Annotated in this window: 19 protein-coding genes; 11 read left to right on the forward strand and 8 right to left on the reverse strand. The window is 65.4% G+C overall.

Annotated elements, in window-relative coordinates:
- Window positions 1-116 precede the first annotated feature (116 nt).
- Both V6U79_RS20295 and V6U79_RS20300 read right to left on the reverse strand, forming a co-directional pair.
- A complete protein-coding gene (locus V6U79_RS20295) occupies window positions 117-467 on the reverse strand; it encodes a barstar family protein (RefSeq protein WP_334615466.1) in 351 nt (116 codons plus the stop codon).
- 45 nt (window positions 468-512) lie between these two features.
- The gene (locus tag V6U79_RS20300) at window positions 513-692 is read right to left on the reverse strand and encodes a hypothetical protein (protein WP_334615467.1); all 180 of its coding nucleotides are present in this window, start codon (window positions 690-692) and stop codon (window positions 513-515) included.
- 295 nt (window positions 693-987) lie between these two features.
- Here V6U79_RS20300 and V6U79_RS20305 point away from each other — a divergent pair, with 295 nt between their 5' ends.
- The 3 genes from V6U79_RS20305 to V6U79_RS20315 all read left to right on the forward strand — a co-directional run bounded on the left by V6U79_RS20305 (window position 988) and on the right by V6U79_RS20315 (window position 3,322).
- Window positions 988-1,401, forward strand: coding sequence for a contact-dependent growth inhibition system immunity protein (locus V6U79_RS20305; RefSeq protein WP_334615468.1), 414 nt, complete (start codon window positions 988-990; stop codon window positions 1,399-1,401).
- Window positions 1,402-1,549: 148 nt separating this feature from the next.
- On the forward strand, window positions 1,550-2,320 hold the full coding sequence (locus V6U79_RS20310; RefSeq protein ID WP_334615469.1) for a hypothetical protein: 771 nt from the start codon (window positions 1,550-1,552) through the stop codon (window positions 2,318-2,320).
- Between the two features lie 297 nt (window positions 2,321-2,617).
- Window positions 2,618-3,322, forward strand: coding sequence for a VOC family protein (locus V6U79_RS20315; protein ID WP_334615470.1), 705 nt, complete (start codon window positions 2,618-2,620; stop codon window positions 3,320-3,322).
- Window positions 3,323-3,579: 257 nt separating this feature from the next.
- On the opposite strand, the gene V6U79_RS20320 is transcribed toward V6U79_RS20315, so the two are convergent.
- The 4 genes from V6U79_RS20320 to V6U79_RS20335 form a co-directional block, all read right to left on the reverse strand.
- Entirely contained in the window at window positions 3,580-4,188 is a 609-nt protein-coding gene (locus V6U79_RS20320; protein ID WP_334615471.1) for a class I SAM-dependent methyltransferase, read from the reverse strand.
- A gap of 239 nt (window positions 4,189-4,427) precedes the next feature.
- The gene (locus V6U79_RS20325; protein ID WP_334615472.1) at window positions 4,428-4,616 is read right to left on the reverse strand and encodes a DUF4265 domain-containing protein; all 189 of its coding nucleotides are present in this window, start codon (window positions 4,614-4,616) and stop codon (window positions 4,428-4,430) included.
- The gene (locus tag V6U79_RS20330; protein WP_334615473.1) at window positions 4,609-4,938 is read right to left on the reverse strand and encodes a DUF4265 domain-containing protein; all 330 of its coding nucleotides are present in this window, start codon (window positions 4,936-4,938) and stop codon (window positions 4,609-4,611) included. The genes V6U79_RS20325 and V6U79_RS20330 overlap by 8 nt, the downstream gene beginning before the upstream one ends.
- Before the next feature lie 539 nt (window positions 4,939-5,477).
- The gene (locus V6U79_RS20335; protein WP_334529780.1) at window positions 5,478-5,990 is read right to left on the reverse strand and encodes a hypothetical protein; all 513 of its coding nucleotides are present in this window, start codon (window positions 5,988-5,990) and stop codon (window positions 5,478-5,480) included.
- Between the two features lie 481 nt (window positions 5,991-6,471).
- On the opposite strand from V6U79_RS20335, the gene V6U79_RS20340 reads away from it, so the two are divergent.
- The 5 genes from V6U79_RS20340 to V6U79_RS20360 all read left to right on the forward strand — a co-directional run bounded on the left by V6U79_RS20340 (window position 6,472) and on the right by V6U79_RS20360 (window position 13,945).
- Entirely contained in the window at window positions 6,472-9,234 is a 2,763-nt protein-coding gene (locus V6U79_RS20340) for a type I restriction endonuclease subunit R (RefSeq protein ID WP_334615474.1), read from the forward strand.
- Window positions 9,231-10,490 (forward strand): restriction endonuclease subunit S, encoded by a 1,260-nt coding sequence (locus tag V6U79_RS20345; RefSeq protein WP_334615475.1) that lies wholly within the window; start codon window positions 9,231-9,233, stop codon window positions 10,488-10,490. The genes V6U79_RS20340 and V6U79_RS20345 overlap by 4 nt, the downstream gene beginning before the upstream one ends.
- 10 nt (window positions 10,491-10,500) lie before the next feature.
- The gene (locus V6U79_RS20350) at window positions 10,501-11,997 is read left to right on the forward strand and encodes a class I SAM-dependent DNA methyltransferase (RefSeq protein ID WP_334615476.1); all 1,497 of its coding nucleotides are present in this window, start codon (window positions 10,501-10,503) and stop codon (window positions 11,995-11,997) included.
- 266 nt (window positions 11,998-12,263) lie between these two features.
- Entirely contained in the window at window positions 12,264-13,403 is a 1,140-nt protein-coding gene (locus tag V6U79_RS20355) for a helix-turn-helix domain-containing protein (protein ID WP_334615477.1), read from the forward strand.
- Window positions 13,400-13,945, forward strand: a complete 546-nt coding sequence (locus V6U79_RS20360; protein ID WP_334615478.1) for a PIN domain-containing protein — start codon at window positions 13,400-13,402, stop codon at window positions 13,943-13,945. The genes V6U79_RS20355 and V6U79_RS20360 overlap by 4 nt, the downstream gene beginning before the upstream one ends.
- A gap of 570 nt (window positions 13,946-14,515) precedes the next feature.
- Here the strand turns inward: V6U79_RS20360 and V6U79_RS20365 are convergent.
- Both V6U79_RS20365 and V6U79_RS20370 read right to left on the reverse strand, forming a co-directional pair.
- Window positions 14,516-15,067, reverse strand: coding sequence for an NUDIX domain-containing protein (locus tag V6U79_RS20365; protein WP_334615479.1), 552 nt, complete (start codon window positions 15,065-15,067; stop codon window positions 14,516-14,518).
- 11 nt (window positions 15,068-15,078) lie between these two features.
- Window positions 15,079-16,494 (reverse strand): helix-turn-helix domain-containing protein, encoded by a 1,416-nt coding sequence (locus tag V6U79_RS20370; RefSeq protein WP_503629761.1) that lies wholly within the window; start codon window positions 16,492-16,494, stop codon window positions 15,079-15,081.
- Between the two features lie 135 nt (window positions 16,495-16,629).
- Here V6U79_RS20370 and V6U79_RS20375 point away from each other — a divergent pair, with 135 nt between their 5' ends.
- From V6U79_RS20375 to V6U79_RS20385, 3 genes are all read left to right on the forward strand, one after another.
- Entirely contained in the window at window positions 16,630-16,950 is a 321-nt protein-coding gene (locus V6U79_RS20375) for a hypothetical protein (protein WP_089021118.1), read from the forward strand.
- Window positions 16,951-17,242: 292 nt separating this feature from the next.
- Window positions 17,243-18,130, forward strand: a complete 888-nt coding sequence (locus V6U79_RS20380) for a hypothetical protein (RefSeq protein WP_334615482.1) — start codon at window positions 17,243-17,245, stop codon at window positions 18,128-18,130.
- Between the two features lie 2 nt (window positions 18,131-18,132).
- Entirely contained in the window at window positions 18,133-18,282 is a 150-nt protein-coding gene (locus tag V6U79_RS20385; protein WP_334615483.1) for a hypothetical protein, read from the forward strand.
- Window positions 18,283-18,360: the final 78 nt, after the last annotated feature.

An 18,360-nucleotide genomic window follows, 5' to 3' on the forward strand; every position in this document is an offset into this window, starting at 1 on the left:
CCCGGGCCGTGGTGAGGTCTGCGGTGCTCGGGTCGGCCGGCCACAACGGACCGGAAACTGACGGCTTGGTGACCCTCCGACGGTAACCGGGCGGCGCGAGCGCGCGGCGAATTGGCTCAGAGCTTGAGGCTAGCGATCTCCCGCTTCAGCTCCACCGCGTCTTCGTCCTCGTCACACAGGAGCAGCACCTTGAACGGGGCTCCCCTGCCGGCAGGCCGACCGAGCGGGTCGGCCCAGGCACGAACGGCGCGCGCCAGCACCTCGAACAGCACGTGCCGCTCGTCGGGGCTGTCGGACATCAGCAGCGGCGCACGTTCCACCAGGACGAGGTATGCCTCGGCGGGCACCCAGTTCAGATCAAGGAGGCAGTCGGAGAACGCGTTCCAGTTCCAGCCGAAGTAGCCGGGAAAGAGGAGCGCGTCGGAGAACTCGTAGAAGGCGTAGTCGCAGGGCAGCTGCGAGATCACCGGGTCGCTCCCGAGCCGGTCACGGACTCGCGCTGGCCGCAGCACTCAGCGGTACAGCTCGCCGGGGTACGAGTCGAGCCGGCCGTTGTTCCGCTCCACCATGAGGTGACGTTGCGGCCTTCGGTGTCCAGCCGGTCGGTGGTCCTCGATCCAGATGGTCTCGCCGGTCTGGACCAGGACGGGGCGCTCGGGCACGAAGTTCCGCCAACGGGTGACCAGCGTCAAGCGGTCCGCTTGTTGGGGCGTCCCTCGGTATGGCCTGCTCATGCCGGGACCGATGTATCGGCTCCTCTTGCTCATGTGCCCCCCAGTCGGCCGCCCGTCCGTCACGATGCCACACGGCTCAGGAAGGTGGACACCACCGGAGTAGCGAGCCAGCGCCCTCGCTCGACCTGCGCCGCCGGGCCGGCCGACACGCCCAGCAGTGACCGGCCTCGACTTCGTCCTCACTTTCACGACCGCCCGTGAGGCCAGAGCCGCGCACACCCCGAGGATCGCCGTGCGGACTACCCTGACCGCCGTGACGACCATCGAGCAGCTTGAGCGGGAGGTCTGGCCGGACCCCGGTCCGGACGCCACCTTCCTCGTCAGTCGTTGTGCCGAGCTACGACGTAAGCCGTTGGCTGAGTTCACGGTCGAGGACCTGCGCATCATGCTCGGGCAAGAAATTGGCGTGCCCGCCCTGCTGCCTCGCGCGGTGCAGGTTCTGCTCCGCGATCCGTTGGCTGAGGGCGACCACCACCCCGGCGACCTGCTCCTCAACGTGCTGCGGCTGCCCGACTCGGCGTGGTCGAACCTACGAGCGGAACGCCAGCGGCTGGCCTCTGTGCTGGCCGAGCTCGTTGCCGGTTTCCCGTTTTCCGACCCTGACCTCACGCCTCGCGACCCGGACCGACTTCTTCGCGATGCCATCGTGCGGTTCCTCGGCCGATGAGGCACACGCCTTCTCGTCAGAGTTAAAGCGGCACCGAGATCGGCCACGGTTCGAGCACGATTCCGTGATCGGGACAACACTGCCTGCTGCGGACAGGAGAACCTGACGGAACGGGGAAACAGGAGGCGGGGATTTGAAAGAGCACACTGTGGACACGACCGGAGAGTCGACCGGCTTTGCCGACGCGACTCTCACTGCGGCCCGGCGTTCCGTCGGGACGCGGCCCCGACGGGTGCTGGTGGCGATCACTCTGTTGCTGGGCCTGCTGGCCGCCCTGGCGATGACCGCGGCAGCGCACTCCGGCGACCTCACCTTCGCCACCCTCTCGGACATGGTGCAGAGCCTGATGTCGGTGACGGTGCCGTTCCTCGGCGTCCTGCTGGCTCACGACCTGGGCCGGGCACCCCGCACAGCCCGAACCGCCCCCACTCTGCTGGCGGCGGCGCTCCTGGCCGCCGCGGTCGGACTCTTCGGGGTCCTGGTCTGTGCCGCTGCTCTCGCACTCGCACCGTCGGGCACCACCCCGGACCCGTGGCGGCACGCCGCAACCATCGCGCTGGGCGGCGTCCTGGTACAGCTGGTCGCCCAGCTGGTCGGGACCGGGCTGGGGCTGCTCCTGCGGTCCGTCGTCGTCGCATGCCTCGCCACCATCGTGCTGCCGCTGGGCCTGTGGGCCGTGCTGGGCGGAGTCGACGTCCTCCAGCCCGCACAAGCCTTCACCCCGTACGCCACAGTCCGGAACCTGCTCTCGGGCCAGATGAGCGCGGCGAACTGGGCGCAGTGGCTCGTCGTCCTCCTGATCTGGGGTGTCGGTCTGAACCTCGTCGGCGCGACCTGGCTGAAGCGGCGGAAGCCGGGCGGCCCAACGCCCAACGCCACCACGCGTGATCCAGCTTCGACAGCTGATGGCATCCGCTGACAGGAGCCACCGCCAACCTCCTGCCATGCCGGCCCGACATCGATGAGCAGACGCCACCGCCAGCCGCCGGACCAGCGTGGACCGGCGTGACCTCGTCCGCAGGATGCCGGCCGTTCCGGCGGTAGCCCTCCGGGCTCCCCCGCTTCCTCGGCAGCGGCAGACCGTTTGCTCCTGGCCGTGGGGACGTCACCGCTCCCAGCACACCGCCAAGCTGGCCGGGAAGACCATCTGTTCCTCTCGCGCCGACTTCTCAAGAACCACCTTGTTGTCTTGCTGGCCCGTGTCTACGGTGCAGCAATGCTTCCGCGGATGCTGACGGTGACCTTCGAGGCGCACGACCCAGCTCGCCTGGCGCAGTTCTGGGCCGGAATGCTCGGCCGGGAGGTCGTCCAGGACGCCGGTGGTGCGCTCCTGCCTGGCGAGGACACCCAGCTCAGCCTCCGGTTCGTCCCAGGCCGCGCGGAGAAGGTGGGGCCCGACCGCATGCACCTTCACCTGACCAGCGCCAGCCCCGCCGACCAGCAGCACACGGTGGCGGCGGCGCTGGGGCTCGGCGGCGGCCACCTCGACGTCGGGCAGCGCCCCGAGGAGGGGCACGTCGTCCTGGCCGACCCTGAAGGCAACCAGTTCTGCGTGATCGAGCCGGGCAACACCTTCCTCGCCGGGTGCGGCCTGCTCGGGGAACTCGCCTGCGACGGCACCCGGGAGGTCGGCCTCTTCTGGAGCGAGGCGCTGGGCTGGCCGCTGGTGTGGGACCAGGACCAGGAGACCGCGATCCAGTCACCGCACGGCGGCACGAAGGTCGCATGGGGAGGTCCGCCCGTGGCCCCGAAAGAGGTGAGGAACCGGCAGCGCTTCGACCTCGCCCCGGCCGGTGGCGACCAGCAAGCGGAGGTCGACCGGCTGGTCTCCCTCGGAGCCACTCGGCTCAAGGTCGGTGAGGACGGCGCCGTCGTGCTGGCCGATCCCGACGGCAACGAGTTCTGCGTAAGAGGGAACTGACCACGGCGCGGCCAGGTCAGGGCGGCCTGCCGCCGGACCGCCTCCCTCCCCGTACGGCGGTGTGGGACGCCGACGCCCTACGCGGTGACGTGCGTTTCTGGCTGGTGTAGCAGCTCGACCGCTCCGATGCGGTGGTGATCACGGACGAGGACGGTTTCCCGAAGAAGGGCGCACTCAGGCCACGCCTGGATTGCGCGGTTGGCCTGGCCCGTACGAATACCCTTCCGTCCTGCACTCCCCCGGCTCGTCGACTCAGCTCACCCTTCCGTCGCGATCGCCGCGATGGCGGCGTGCGGCCGATGAGGGCCTTCGCTGGGCCGCTGCAGACGTTCAACTTCCGTGAAGCCAGCTCGCGCCAGTCGCTGGGAGAACTCGTCCACCGGCCAGCGATAGGCGGTCACGACCTTGTGGTCGAAGGCGGCGACCTCGTCACCTACGAAGAGAGCGAGCACCAACGTTCCGGCCGGGGCCATTACTCGCCGGAACTCAGCGAGGACGCCGTCGAGATCTTGCGGAGGCAGATGGATCAACGAGCCCCAGGCCAGGATGCCGGCGATCGAGTGGTCGGCAACGGCGAGATTTTCCATTGACCCGAGTTCGTAGCTACCGCTCGGGTGGGCTGCCCGCGCATGGGCGATGAACTCGGGGACCAGGTCGATTCCCGTCGCGTTGACGCCCAGCGAGCGAAGGTAGTCGGTGATATGGCCAGGCCCACAGCCCAGATCGAGCACCGTGCCAGGTCGGTCCGCCAGATGTCGCCCGATGAAGGCGAGGTCGTCGGCGTGTACCTGCTGGCTTGTACCGAACAGCTCGATGTAGAGCTCCGCGACGGACGCATATGCCTGCCGGACCTGCTCCATGTTCACCAAGCGACTGTACGGGCTGTTGGATTGACAGAGCAGGCCGAAGGCCACGCCCCTGGCTGGCCGTCGAGTACGCCTTGCGTCCGCTGAGATGTAACAGCCGCAGCCCATCGCGCGAACGCGTCAAGTGGGACCACTGCGTCACGCATCAAGTGCAGCCCGACCTGCCGGCAGCCGGCTGTCCGGTCCCCGGAACTGCGCGACAGACCGGTATCAGGACCTGCGCGACATCGCCCGGCCCGTCAGGCGGAATTCCAGGCGTCAGTCACACACGCCTCCTCGAACTGCCACCAGCCCTCAGCCTCGCCTTGGAGCAAGACCGCCTTAAGCCGCGGAAAGTCAGCGTCGGCCGGCACGTTGAGCGCGACGAGCGGAAGATCTTCGCTGAACGACTCGCCACCGAGGCCGAAGAGCCCAAGACGATCATGCACGGCCTGGGCTTCGTCCGAGCGGGCCGCTAGGGATCGGAAGCACCCGCACCGTGCAGTTGCCGGACGCCCCAACCCGCTCGGTCGCCCACCGAACCCCGTCACGGTCCGTCCTAAAGCGCACCACATCACCCTCAGCCACTCGGTCCTGAAGGAACGGCACATTGCTGACCCGAGCGACGTCAGGACCGACCTCCACGGCCCACAGACCCTCGGTGTCATAGGGAAGCCACCCCTCACGCGGCATGAACCTGAACCAGATCTTGACGTACTGGGCTCCGTTGGGCCGCTGCCTGTCCGGGGCAGTTGAGGTCATAGCCGACATGATCGCTCAGGCGCTCCAGCCGACCTGTCAGCCACCTGGGCTACTACTGTCCCGAGACCGAAAAGCCGGGCGAGTTCGACACCCAGACCAACGTCGTCCGGCCTTCGTCCGGGTCCTGTCGGCACTGCTCGGTGCCGCTAATCGACGGGGGGACGCATCCGCTGCTCAAATGGCGTTTGGCCTCAAGGTGCCCCAGGATTCGAACCTGCGACACGCGGTTTAGAAAATGTGGACGCGGCCGGAAGCCGCTCGGCAGTGACCTGGCTCGACCTGCGTCGCCATGCTGGCTGCCACGTCCAGGAGCTGACCGCCGTTGACCCTCGGCTCCCGCGCCAACGGGCACGGCGACCGAGGATCATGAGATCAGACTGGCTGCCCTCACGACGTGGGCACAAGAGGGTCTGGCAGCGGAAAAGGCTCTCGACATCTCACACCGCTCCCGTCGTCCATCGATCTCTTGCGGACTAGATGCGGAACGCTCGCCCTGCCGTAGTGTCCGTTTGGAAGAGCGCGTATGTCACCCAAGGGTCCGGTACGTCTCATGCTCGCTCGTGCCCGTTCCTCGTCGTGGCTGCTGGCCCGTAGGAAGGCAGCCCATGGCGGCCTGCGGCTTGCGGCTTCGGCCAGTCGACGACCGGACAAGCTGGTGCGCCGGATGCGAGGCAGTGGTTGAGATCGCGGGCGTCGAGCCACGCCTGATGGGCTGCGTAGATCCTGCGCAGCCCATCGTGCTCTTCGCGCAGCGCCAGGAAGTCGTCCAGGCATTGGAACAGCGTTTCAGTGGCGCGGGCATCGGTCTCGTGGTCCATGTCGCGCGGGCTCTTCTCGCCTTCCGGCTCGGTCAGTCGCAGAACCAGGCTCCACCAGACCAGGTTGCTCCCACACCCGACGCGGGTCACCAGCCACTCCCTGAAGCCAGTGAGCAGGCTGCGAGCGTTCCCGTGGTCGCAGCCCTCGACGAACGCAACGACGCTGGCGAAGTCTGCCCGGAGTAGATACATGAGCGGCCGCTTACGCACCAGAGCGAAAAGCTCCCGGTAGTTCCCGATCACCAACCCACTTCACCACCCATGTGCCCGCCCCGCGTGCTGATCGTGCCATCGCATCGCGATGCTCCTAGGTCGGACGAAGGCGGGTCATACGGGGAACCATACGGCTTCGTAGCGGATCTCTGAGGAGGTCGGGGTTCGGGGCGGAGCGCCCGAGGTCTTCGAGTTGTCCCCCGCCAGCGTGGCCGGCCGGCGCGGCCCGCTTGCGGGCCGCCTTGGCACGAGCCGGGCGAAGGTAGCGAAGCGATCTGGCAACCAGCCGGCACGCAAGCCCCGAAAGTCCGAACAGTGATCGATGATCAAGGCTGCGACCTGGTGCCCCCGGCAGGATTCGAACCTGCGACACACGGTTTAGGAATCCGATGGCGGGTCGACCATCTAAGGCGACCAGAGCTGCGGAAACGTCAATAGGACACCCGGTCGGAATGTTGGTCATTCCGCATATGTTCCGGATCTTGGCCTGCGGCCTACACTGTCCCTCCACATGGACGGGATAGCGGGGAATCAGCGCCTGGCGGCGGAGCAGCGTGCGCGCCTGCTCATAGACCGCCAGTTGACGGACGCTGGCTGGGTGGTACAGGACCGCAAGGCGATGAACCTGTTTGCCACTCAGGGTGTCGCGGTCCGTGAGGTGGTGATGGCCCAGGGCCACGGCCGCGCCGACTATCTGCTCTACGTTGACCGTCAGGCGGTCGGCGTGATCGAGGCCAAACCCGTGGGCACCCCCCTGTCGGGGGTGGAGTGGCAGTCCGCCCGGTACGCCGAGGGCTTGCCGGACAAGGTGCGGCTCAAGGCACTGACCATCGACGGGCGGCTGCCGTTTGTGTTCGAGGCCAGCGGCTCGGAGACCCACTTCACCAACGGCTTCGACCCGCAGCCCCGGGCGCGGCGGATCTTCGCCTTCCCGCAGCCGGGCACCCTGGCCCGCATCCTGCGCGAGGCCGAGGCGGACCCAGAAAATCCGACCTGGCGGGCCAAGGTGCAGCACCTACCCGCATTGGACACCGCACCACTGCGCCCGGCGCAGACCACCGCGATTCAGGGCATCGAACTCTCTCTGGCCCAGCAACAGTTCGACCGGTCGCTGGTGCAGATGGCGACCGGCGCCGGCAAGACCTACACCGCTGTCACCGAGTCCTACCGACTGCTCAAGCACGGCGGCTTCGCCCGGATCCTGTTCCTAGTTGACCGCAACAACCTCGCCGACCAGACCCTGGCTGAGTTTCAGAACTACCGCACCCCTGACGACGGGCGGCGGTTCACCGAGCTGTACAACGTTGACAAGCTCACCAGCGCCGGAATGCTGCGCAGCACTAATGTCGTGATCTCCACCATCCAGCGGGTGTACCGGGCGCTGTCCGGCCAGCCGGTCACCGACCAGGACGACCCCGGGCTGGACGACTTCGTCCCCGACGCTCCGGTCACCGTAATCTACAACCGGGAGCTGCCGCCGGAGACCTTCGACCTGGTCATCGTCGACGAGGCGCACCGGTCAATCTACGGAGTGTGGCGCGGCGTGCTGGATTACTTCGACGCGCACATCGTCGGCCTGACCGCCACCCCCGGCAAGCAAACCTTCGGCTTCTTCCGGCAGAACCTGGTCTCCGAGTACACCTATCCGCAATCGGTCGCAGACCGGGTCAACGTCGATTTCGACCTGTACCGGATCAAGACCGAAATCAGCGAGCAGGGGTCCCAGATCGACGCCGGCACCGTCGTGCCCAAGGTCGACCGGCGCACCCGCGTGCAGCGTCTGGAGCAGCTCGACGAGAACCTGGAATACACCAGCAAGCAGCTGGACCGGGCGGTCACCGCCAAATCCCAGATCCGGCTGGTGCTGGACACCTTCCGCGGCAAGTTGTTCACCGAGATCTTCCCCGGCCGCACCACGGTGCCCAAGACGTTGATCTTCTGCAAAGACGACGCCCACGCCGAGGAGGTCGTCACCACCGTGCGGGAGGTGTTCGGCAAGGGCAACGATTTTGCCACGAAGATCACCTACAGCGCCAAGGATCCCAAGGCCCAGCTGCAGGCGTTTCGCACCTCCGCCAGCCTGCGCATCGCGGTGACGGTGGACATGATCGCCACCGGCACCGACGTCAAGCCTCTGGAGTGCGTCTTCTTCCTGCGCGACGTGCGCTCCGCGTCGTACTTCGAGCAGATGAAGGGCCGAGGCGCGCGCACCATAACCTCGGCCGACTTCCAGGCCGTAACCCCGGACGCCACCGAGAAGACTCGCTTTGTCATCGTCGACGCCATCGGCGTCACCGAGCACGACTTCGTCGATCCGCCGCTGAACCGGGAGAAGGGCGTTTCGCTCAAGCAGCTGCTCGACAAGGCTGCTGCGCTCACTCTGACCGAGGCGGAGGTCGCTACCCTCGCCTCACGGCTCGCCTCGCTGCAGCTGCAGCTGACGCCGGCCGAGCAGGCCGAACTCGACCGAGTCGCCGACAGACCAGTGCGGGAAATTGTGCGCGACCTGGTCGACGCCGTCGATCCCGACACCCATGCCAAGGTGACAGCTCATGCTCCCGACCGGGCGGCCGCCCTACAGGAACTGCTGGACGCGGCGGTAAGGCCACTGGCCTCCAATCCAGAGCTACGGCAGCGGATTCTGGAGCTACGTCAGGCACACGACCGGATTATCGACGAGGTCAGCGTCGACACCCTCGTCGATGCTTATGGGGTAGTTGACACCTCCCGCGCCCGCTCGATCGTTGAGTCCTGGCAGGCATACCTCGACGAGCACCGCAGTGAGATCACCGCGATCCAGCTGCTGACCGAGGCCCGCGAGCGGCGCATCGCCTTTACCGACATCAAAGAGCTCGCCGAGCGCATCGGCCGTCCACCGCGCAACTGGACGCCCGACCTGATCTGGTCCGCCTACGAGGCCCTCGACGCCGGCCGCGTAAAGCACAGCGACCGGCACACCCTCACCGACCTGGTGTCCCTGATCCGGTTCACCGTGGGCGACGATGACCAGCTGGTGCCCTACGCCGAGCGGGTCCGCGAACGATACGCTGCATGGCTGCTCCAACAACAACAGGCCGGAGCAGCCTTCAGCGAGACCGAGAGATGGTGGCTGGACCGGATGGTCGAAGTGATCGCCGCGTCGGCGGGCGTCAGCCCGGACGACCTGGACAACGCGCCCTTCATTGAACGCGGCGGGGTCGACGGCGCCGTCCGCGATCTTGGTCCGAAGGCGGCCGAGCTCATGAACCAGCTCAACATGGAGCTGACGGCATGACGTCCGTCCCTTCAGGGTGGCGGGTGACACCGCTAGAGACTGTCGCTACTGTGCGACCCGGCAGAACCCCGAGGAGCCTCGATCGGTACCTTGCCGAGAATCCTCGCCCCGATCGCATAATCCCGTTTTTCAAGGTCGGTGACATGAATGATCACGCATCCGACCTAAGGGAGGCACGCACCTACCTAGCCGCTGATGAGCTGCAGCTATTAGGCCTTGCGACAGTTCCCGTCGATACCATCGTTTTCCCGAAAGCGGGAGGCGCAATTGCCACTAACAAAAAGCGCCGAATGGCGATCCCAGGCGTCATTGACCTTAATTGTATGGCAATCGTTCCTAGCGAACAAGTGGATCCTCGTTACCTACGGTTGTGGTTCGAGTCTTTTAATCTAGCTTCTATCGCAGACGGCTCCGTCCTTCCTCAAATATCCAAGAAACGGGTATCCGCCCTACCCGTTCCACTTCCGCCGCCAAATGAACAGCGGCAGCTTGTCGACATCCTCGAAGACCATCTTTCCCGGCTGGACGCCGCCAATGGTCTCATGTCATCCACGCAACGCCGTCTGGCGGCTTACGAAGCCTCTGCACTGTCGCGGTGCCGGGACGGCGATGAACGGCCGCTGTACGAAGTTACGCTCGTCCAAGGCGGGATTCAGAAGCAGCATAAGCGAACGCCCCAGAATAATGCGTATCCGTTCCTCCGCGTCGCAAACGTAACCAAGTACGGCCTCGATCTCCACGACGTTCATAGGATCGAGCTGTTCAGCGGGGAACTTGCGAGGCTGCGCCTCCAACCAGGCGACCTTCTCGTAGTCGAGGGCAACGGCAGCCCGTCGCAGATCGGTCGAGCAGCCCTGTGGGACGGCTCGATCGAAGATTGCGTCCATCAGAACCACTTGATCAGGGTGCGTCCGACAAACGAACTGGACTCCGCCTACTTAGAAGCTGTTTGGAATTCGCCACAGAATCGGCAAAGATTGACGGAGCTCGCCAGCTCAAGTAGCGGTCTTCACACTCTCAGTGTTTCGAAACTGAAGTCGCTCTTCATGCCAGTTCCTCCACTTGCCCGACAAAGGGAACTGGTCGAGGCGCTTACCGAGGTGCGGGAACGCCGGTACCGATTGGGCGCTGAAATGAGCGCGGTTCGAGCAAAAGCGGAGCGGCTGCGCCATGCTACTCTCGTCGCCGCGTTCTCTGGTCAGTTGACGGGGCGGTCGAGGGACATGCAAATCGTAGAGGAGATGGCCGGTGTCTAATGCTCGCCGCTTGGTCGACAAACTGTGGTCGTATTGCAACGTGCTACGCGACGATGGGGTCGGCACCATCGAGTACACCGAGCAACTGACGTACCTGTTGTTTCTTAAGATGGCCCACGAGCGGGAGACCCGTCCGCTTAAGCCGGAGCGGATCGTGCCGCCCCACTGCTCCTGGCAGCGGCTACTTGACGCCGACGGCGATGAGTTGGAGATCACCTATCGGCATATATTGGAAGATCTTGCTAAGCAGCCCGGCACGCTCGGCACGATCTTCCGTAAGGCGCAGAACCGGATCCAGGACCCAGCCAAGCTCAAGCGCCTGATTGTCGACTTAATCGACAAGGAGAACTGGTCGGCCACCGGAACCGACATCAAGGGCGATGCGTACGAGGAGCTGCTGTCCAAGGGCGCGGAGGACATCAAGTCCGGCGCGGGCCAGTACTTCACCCCCCGGGCATTGACCCACGGGATGGTCGACTGCATCCAGCCGACTGTGCAGGACACCGTCGTGGACCCAGCGGCTGGCACGAGCGGCTTCCTGCTGGCCGCGCACGAGTATGCCTCCCGGAACGCTGAGATGTTGACCCCGAGCGAGCGGGAGCACCTGCGGGACACGTTCGTGCATGGCGTCGAGTTGGTCGACGGCACCGCCCGGCTGGCGGCGATGAACCTGCTGCTGCACGGCATCGGCACCGCGAACGGCGCAAGCCTTATCGAGGTCAAGGACGCGCTCATCGCGGACCCCGGGCAGCGCTACTCGGTGGTGCTGTCCAACCCGCCGTTTGGCCGCAAGTCCTCTCTCACCATGGTCGGCGCTGACGGCCGCGAGTCCCGCGACGAGCGGGAAATCGAGCGGCAGGACTTCGTGGTCACCACGGCCAACAAGCAGCTGAACTTCCTGCAGCACATCGCCACGATCCTGGACATCAACGGGCGGGCCGCTGTCGTTCTGCCCGACAACGTGCTGTTCGAGGGCGGCGCCGGCGAGGCATTGCGCCGCCGCATGCTGCGTGACTTTGATCTGCACACCATGCTGCGGCTGCCCACCGGCATCTTCTACGCCCAGGGCGTGAAGGCCAACGTGCTGTTCTTCGACAAGAAGCCTGCGGCCGAGCGGCCGTGGACCGAGCGGCTATGGATCTACGACCTACGGACCAACCAGCACTTCACGCTCAAGCAGAACCCCCTGCGCCGGCACCATCTCGACGACTTCGTGTCCTGCTACGCGCCCGGGGAGCCGCGTTCGGAGCGGATCGAGACGGAGCGATTCAAGCCCTTCGCCTACGACGATCTCGTCGCTCGTGACAAGGTCAACCTCGACATCACCTGGTTGCGCGACGAGTCGCTGGAGGACATGGACAACCTCCCAGCGCCGGAGCTCATAGCCCGCGAGATCGTCGAGGACCTAACGGCTGCGCTGGCTGAGTTCGAAGCCGTTGCCGCGGCCCTCGAGGCATCTGCCACTCCGTCATCGATGGGCCTCCCGGCGTCGACCCCTAGACCATGAGCGAATCTCGCGAACTCATGGCCACTGGCAGAACCTGGGCAACACATGCCTACCGATCGCAGATCCGGGAACCCACTTCCCCGGCATAGGCAGGTGCCCAGGCTATGCAGGGTTGACTCAGCCGCTTGATCGCGCCACCCCTCAGCCACGCTAGGACACATGTACTAAATCGCGCTTAAGCTCCTAACGCCCGTTTTGCCTCTTGCGTCATGAGGTAAGAACAAGGTATCGTTGCGATTTTCTCAAGATCGGCATAGGATGGACTCATGCCCGTCAGCCGTGAGATCCTCGCCGACCGTATCCGTGCGGCAATGACTGAGGCTGGGATGACTCAGCAACAGCTCGCGGACGCCATCGACATCGACGCATCGGCTCTCTCTCGAGCCCTCTCAGGCCAGCGCAACTTCAAGTCTCTCGAAGTTGCGCTGGTCGCTGAGACACTCCGCGTCTCAGTTCAGTCCCTCCTTTCCGAGCAGGAGCAGCCAGCCGTCCTCCTAGCGGCTCGCGCCCAGCCAGACACCACGCCGGCGTTGGCGTCCGCTCTGGCGCGGACCGAGGAGTATGTCGAGCTGGACCGCCTTCTAGCTGACCTTGGGTTCGCTTGGGCTGCTGCGCTAGGGGGCGCACCCGAGGAAGTGGCAGGGAGCCCACACCAGCAAGGGGAAGCGCTAAGCGTTCAGTTGAGGTCCCAACTAGGGGTCGCGGATGAAGTCTTTCCCTATGAGCTGTCTGACTTTTCCGACCTGCTAGAGAAGCGGCTCGGCATAGACATCGGTTTCGAGCCACTTCCTGCCGGTCTTGACGGGCTTAGCGTGTCAAGCGGTGGGTTCCGACTTGCTCTGGTGAATAGCGGAATTTCTGCGACCCGTCAACGGTTCACGCTGGCTCACGAGATTGGCCACCTTCTTACAGGCGACTCTCAGGTTCTGCGAATCGACGAGAATGTCTTCGGCCGCAAGAACCCCGACGAAGAGCGCGCAAACGCTTTTGCGGCTGGGTTCCTAATGCCAGCAAATGCGCTGAAGGACTCAGTTCCTCGAGGCTACGTCTCTGAAGATTTGGTAGCCGAACTTCTGAGCCGTTACGGCGTGAGCCTGGACGCACTCGCGTTTCGTTTGCACAACGTCGGAGTGATCGATGCTGCGGGTCGAGACAGGATTCGCTCCATGTCGTCCACTCGGATCGCCCTCCGTACGGGGAGAACCAGTGACCTCCAAGCGCGTGGCGATAGACGAGTTCCCGGGAATCTACTCTACCGGGCAGTCGAAGCTTACGTTCAGGGCAAGATCAGTGTAAAGCCGCTCGCGAAACTACTCTCGGTCGAATCTGATCAGTTGCTTGACGAACTTGCTCCGTATCGAAGGCGTGACCGCAAGGCGACAGAATCGCTGGAGCCGGCTCTGTGAGTGCCAGGATTGGGGACGTTTACTTCGACACATGCACCCTTTCGAACTTCGCGGCAGTTAACCGCCTCGACCTGCTGGAAGAGCGCTACGACTACAGGGCTCGATGGACAGAGACCGTCCGTCGTGAAGTGAAGAGGGGCGTGACGTCCAGTCCGTACCTACAACAAGTCTTAGATGCAACATGGTTAGGCGAACCTCTCGAAATCGAGGGAACCACTGTTGCCCTAACTGAGATCGACAATATCCGCCGCGGCCTTGGCGGCACATCGGACAAGCCCTTGGAGCATCTGGGGGAAGCCGAGATCATATACCACATCGAGAACGTAGATCCCTCTGGAATTTTCATAACGGACGACTACTCCGCTCTCGATTTTGCTGTGGCACGCGGTATCGTCACCATAGACACACGGCGAATCCTTGAGGAGTGCCACTCCCTAGGTGAGATCGGCTGTCCCGACGCATTCCGCCTTATGCAGGATATGCAGTCGCATGACCGCCTGGTCCGGGTTCCTGCAAGCCATATGGCGGTTTGCCCAAGCTGACCAGTACACGCGTACCGAACCTTCCATCCCGTATGCCATCGACCCGCCCTACGGGGGAGCGGGCCGCCGCCCGGCCCGCCACGTCAAGCGGACCTTGACGCAGGTTCGGACGCTGGCGGGTCGGGCGGTGGTCTGCTCGGCTTGCCCGGGTCGATGGCAGGCGGGATGGCCTACCGCAACCACCCGCGGAACGTGACCCGCCGGCGGAGCCCCGGCCATCCTGGAGCCGGAGCGCCCCCGCCGGAGGCGCAGTAGCCGCAACCCCGCGACCGCCGGCATCTCGCCGACGTGGACGGCGTGCGCTCCTCTACGCCGCGCGGCTCGTGGCCACGCGGCCCGGCCGGCTGCCGGCCCACCACACCACTCGTCAACGGTCTGTCGTTCTGCGGCGGCCCTCCGGGCTTCCCGCCCTTCGCGCCAGCTGCCGGGCGTTAGGCGTGACGGCCGCAGAGCGACAGCGGCAGCGGCCGGCGCGCGCCCTGGCGGCGGCGCGTGCGGCCCGTTGCGGGCCGCCTTGAAGACGTACAGAAAGTTTGAACCACTTCGCCGGTAGCCCGGCCGGCAGCCTGACTACTGCGATCGGCCGAACTCGGCGTAGTGCGGCTGGTCACCGTCGAGTGCGTCGAGCGCAGCTCGCACCCTGCGTGCCATGGACGGCCGGAGAAGCGGCACCGCCTCGTCGTAGGCCAAGAACCGTAGACCCTTGAGTTCGTCGTCGGTCGGCTTGAGGGCATCGGCCTGGTCCTCGTCGAGCTGCCCGCCGTCGAAGATGAACATGATGCCGTCGGGCCAGACGCCGTGGGCCGGAATCCAGTCGACGACCAGCAGCCGGTTGACAGGCAGGTCGAGTCCGATCTCCTCGCGGATCTCCCGGCGACACGCGGCCAGCGGTGATTCATCGGCGTCGGCCACGCCGCCCGGGATGTCGAGGAACGGCTTGTACCCAGGCACGACGAAGAGCACCCTGCCAGCGGGATCACGGATCAGGGCGCCGCCTGCTACCCGCTTGCGGGGCAGCCGTCCGGCGATGCCTGGGTTGAACTCGCGTTCCGGCTCGCCCTCAGCGAGGAGATCCTCGGCCAACGTCACGGCCTTACCGTACTGAACTGCGAGCGTGGTCACCTCAATGCACCTCAGCTGGCCAGGAGCAGATCAGCGCGCCGCTGGAAGTTCCTGACGGCGGCTTGCCGCTCGTAGGGTGCGAGCTGCTGCCGAAGCTGTGTCAGGTGCTCTCGGGATCGATGAGACGTCAGTCCGGCGGCCGATTCAACTGCCGTCATGGCGAAGGCTGTTGATTGCTCGATGTCCCCGTCAAGGAGTGCCACACGAGCCAGCTGGACGGCACCGTAGACGCGGCGGCGGGCTTGGTCCTTGGTGTTGTCCCAGACCAGTTGCAGCATGGGTCGCGCTTCTTTGGCCTTGCCGAGCTCGACCCAGCACGTGCCGGCATGGCTGGCAAACAGCACATCACCCCAGTGCTTGCTCCACTCGGGGCCTTCCTCTGGGACAACCTGGTTGAAGCTCTGCTCCGCGCGAAGCAGTGCCGCGGTGCATCCCGCTTCGTCGCCTTGGGCGGCAAAGGCTCGTGCTTCGAAGATGCATGCTTCGGTGACTGCGACCGGCATGCCGGCCCGGGTGCTTGTGTCTCGGGCTACCTGGGCGAGTCGGAGTGCCTGGTCTGGGCGGCGAAGGTACAGGGCCTGGTCAGCCATGCTGGTCAGTACGTAGGCCGCATAAGCCTGGTCGCCGGCGGCCTCCGCGAAACGCAGTGCCTGAATGAAATACCGCTGCGCCAGGGAGTGTCGTGACGTGTCATAGGCCATCCAGCCGATCAGCTCACAAAGAACTGCGGTCGCGCTGAACAGTTCCCGCTCAATAGCTGCCGGCTTCGTCGCATGAACCTTCGGAATAACGCGGTCCCGAAGGTATCGGACCGCCATCATTCGGCAGTGCTCGCCGCCAAATCTTCTGTCAAGCCCGTCAAACGTGCTAGTCATCGCCCGGACTTCATCCACATCTTGTGGAGAGACCGATCCCCCGCGCGCCGGAAGGTCCGTCACGGAAGTTCCAAAGAGCCAGTCGAGACAAGCCGCGTTCAGCGCGTCCGGCATGTATTTACCGAGAGCCACGGCGGTGTGTTTCATCTCGTCGAACCGCGTCAAATCGCCGAGGGTCGACGCCGCCTGGCTCAACGAGGCACTGTAGGTGAGGCCGATGTCAGAGCGGACTCGGTCAGTTCCGCCGCTGAGCCCCAGCTCGGCAGCGTCACGCGCGTATGCCTGGCACAAAAGAGAGCGGTACGGGTCAGACGCATCTCGTTCACCGCTCTCCCACGCTGAGATCATGCGTAGCAGGCTGGCCCGTGTCGCCAGTGCATGCCGCCCCTGCGCCAGCCGTTCCAGTTCGTGGGCCAGTCGCGCTTTCGACCAACCCCTGTCCTGTCGCGCTTGCCGTAGCGGCGTCATGAACCATCCCCGATCGGTACGCAGACACAATTCGCCCGATCCACCATGCCCTATTTGTTGCGGCGATTGCAAGGGGTGCGTCATCCCTCGTCACTACCGGTCATCCCTCGCCATGTGCGTCCTGTCCCGTCACCTGCTCGGGCAGCCCGGCATGCGTTTTTCTTGATGCACGGGTGAGAGACACCCGGGGCACCCAAGCCCTCTGCCAAAGGAGCAGACATGAAGCTGTACGTGGACACCCAGAGCAAGCAGGTCCAGGTGACGAAGGACCCGGAGCCGAAGAACGACCAGAACGGCAACCAGCGGTCGGAGAAGAACACTGGCCGGCTCATGTGGTCGACCCAGGTCTTCGTTCTCGACGAGACTGGCGGCGAGATCATCACCATCACCACGGCGGGTGAGAAGCCGGGCGTGACGGTGGGACAGCTCGTCGCTGTCGAGCAGTTGGAGGCCATTCCGTGGGCGACCAATGGGCGTAACGGCGTCGCGTTCCGTGCGATCTCGCTGAAGCCGAAGGCTGGTAACTCGGCGGCGAAGTAGGTCCTCGTTCACCGTGCTGTGTCTGCCACTGGTGTCCGTGGCACCCCGTAGCGGCTGAGGTCCGCTGCACCGCTCAACCGAACACAGGCAGTCCGGGGACGGCTCTGGCGTCCAACGTTCCCGGCCTGGTGACCACGACCGGTGGTCACACCCCGTAAGAGCTGGCGCGGGGTCGGTACTGGCGTCCAAACCTGCCGACCCCGTGCCCTCCACTCATCCACCCTCGTGCAAGGGAGGACTCGTCGTGTCCAAGTCTAGACCTCGCCGCCCCTTTGGGCGGAACACCGGAACGGTGACGGTCATCGAGGCCAAGGTCCACCGTTCCTCGGCCCGCAACGCCCGGTTGGCGTTCATCCTGACGGCGGTCATCGTCGGCCTTCTGTCGGCCGTGGTGGCCGCTTCCTACATGCACCCCATCCTGGCCTTGTTCGTCGGCGCGCTCATCGGCGCACCTACCGGCGGGCTCGCCTGGGTGCTGGTCCGCATCTGGCCGGTACTGCGGCTGCTCTGGTGGTGGACCCCCGAAATCGGGATCATCACGCTCCTCGGCGCTGGCTGGGTTCAGCTGGCCGACCACACCTCCACGCCCGTCACGCTGGCGGTCGTCGCCCTGGTCGTCGGCGTCCCGGCTGCCCTGCCGGTCACCCGCCGCGCCGTGGTCGCTTGGACCTGGTGCTTCGTGGTGCGGCACCGGCTGCGCGTGTGCTTCGCGCAGTTCATCATCGCCAACCAGTCCGGCTCCCTACCCCTGATCCTGTGGGCTCGTCCCACGCCTGTTGGTGAGCGGGTCTGGGTCTACCTGCGCCCCGGCCTTTCGATGGCCGACCTGGAAGGCCGCCTCGACCGCATCGCGGTCGCCTGCCACGCCGCCACCGCTCTGGTCGAGCGGGCCTCCGACGGCAACTCCGCATACCTGCGGTTCGACATCAAACGCCGCGAAGTACTCACCGCCACGGTGGGCTCCCCGCTGGTCGACGTCATCACCCCGGACACGCCTACGGCCGACCGGCCGACGCCGGTGATCCCGACGGCGCTGGACCTGCCCGACGTCGACGCACCCGTCATCACCCTGCCCGTCCAGGGCAAGCCGGCCGCGAAGAAGCCGGCCAGCACCGCCAACGGCACCAAGCCCGCGGCGTCGTCCTCGGCTCCTGAGGACGACGTTTCCGACTGGATCTGACCATGACGCAGATCGAGTACGACGAGGCCACCGACGGCTTCTACTTCCACTGCTACGCCTGCGGCCGTGAGGGCCGCTCGTGGGATCGCCGCCGTGACGCCGAGCTCGATGCCGACCGGCACGACGAGCTGCACGACGACGGCCTGATCTGACCCCTACCCAACCGGGACGCGGGGAGCCCTACGGCTCGTTCGTGTGGCTCCTCGCGCCCACTCATCGCCCAGGGAGGG

The organism is Micromonospora psammae, assembly GCF_036902725.1.
Classification (GTDB): Bacteria; Actinomycetota; Actinomycetes; order Mycobacteriales; family Micromonosporaceae; genus Micromonospora.

Excerpts from the sequence above, each read along its gene's own strand:
- V6U79_RS20385 (WP_334615483.1), top strand. The coding sequence starts at position 18,133 with ATGACGCAGATCGAGTACGACGAGGCCACCGACGGCTTCTACTTCCAC.
- V6U79_RS20370 (WP_503629761.1), bottom strand. The coding sequence starts at position 16,494 with ATGACGCACCCCTTGCAATCGCCGCAACAAATAGGGCATGGTGGATCG.
- V6U79_RS20345 (WP_334615475.1), top strand. The coding sequence starts at position 9,231 with ATGACGTCCGTCCCTTCAGGGTGGCGGGTGACACCGCTAGAGACTGTC.
- V6U79_RS20355 (WP_334615477.1), top strand. The coding sequence starts at position 12,264 with ATGCCCGTCAGCCGTGAGATCCTCGCCGACCGTATCCGTGCGGCAATG.
- V6U79_RS20330 (WP_334615473.1), bottom strand. The coding sequence starts at position 4,938 with ATGTCGGCTATGACCTCAACTGCCCCGGACAGGCAGCGGCCCAACGGA.
- V6U79_RS20340 (WP_334615474.1), top strand. The coding sequence starts at position 6,472 with ATGGACGGGATAGCGGGGAATCAGCGCCTGGCGGCGGAGCAGCGTGCG.
- V6U79_RS20315 (WP_334615470.1), top strand. The coding sequence starts at position 2,618 with ATGCTTCCGCGGATGCTGACGGTGACCTTCGAGGCGCACGACCCAGCT.
- V6U79_RS20375 (WP_089021118.1), top strand. The coding sequence starts at position 16,630 with ATGAAGCTGTACGTGGACACCCAGAGCAAGCAGGTCCAGGTGACGAAG.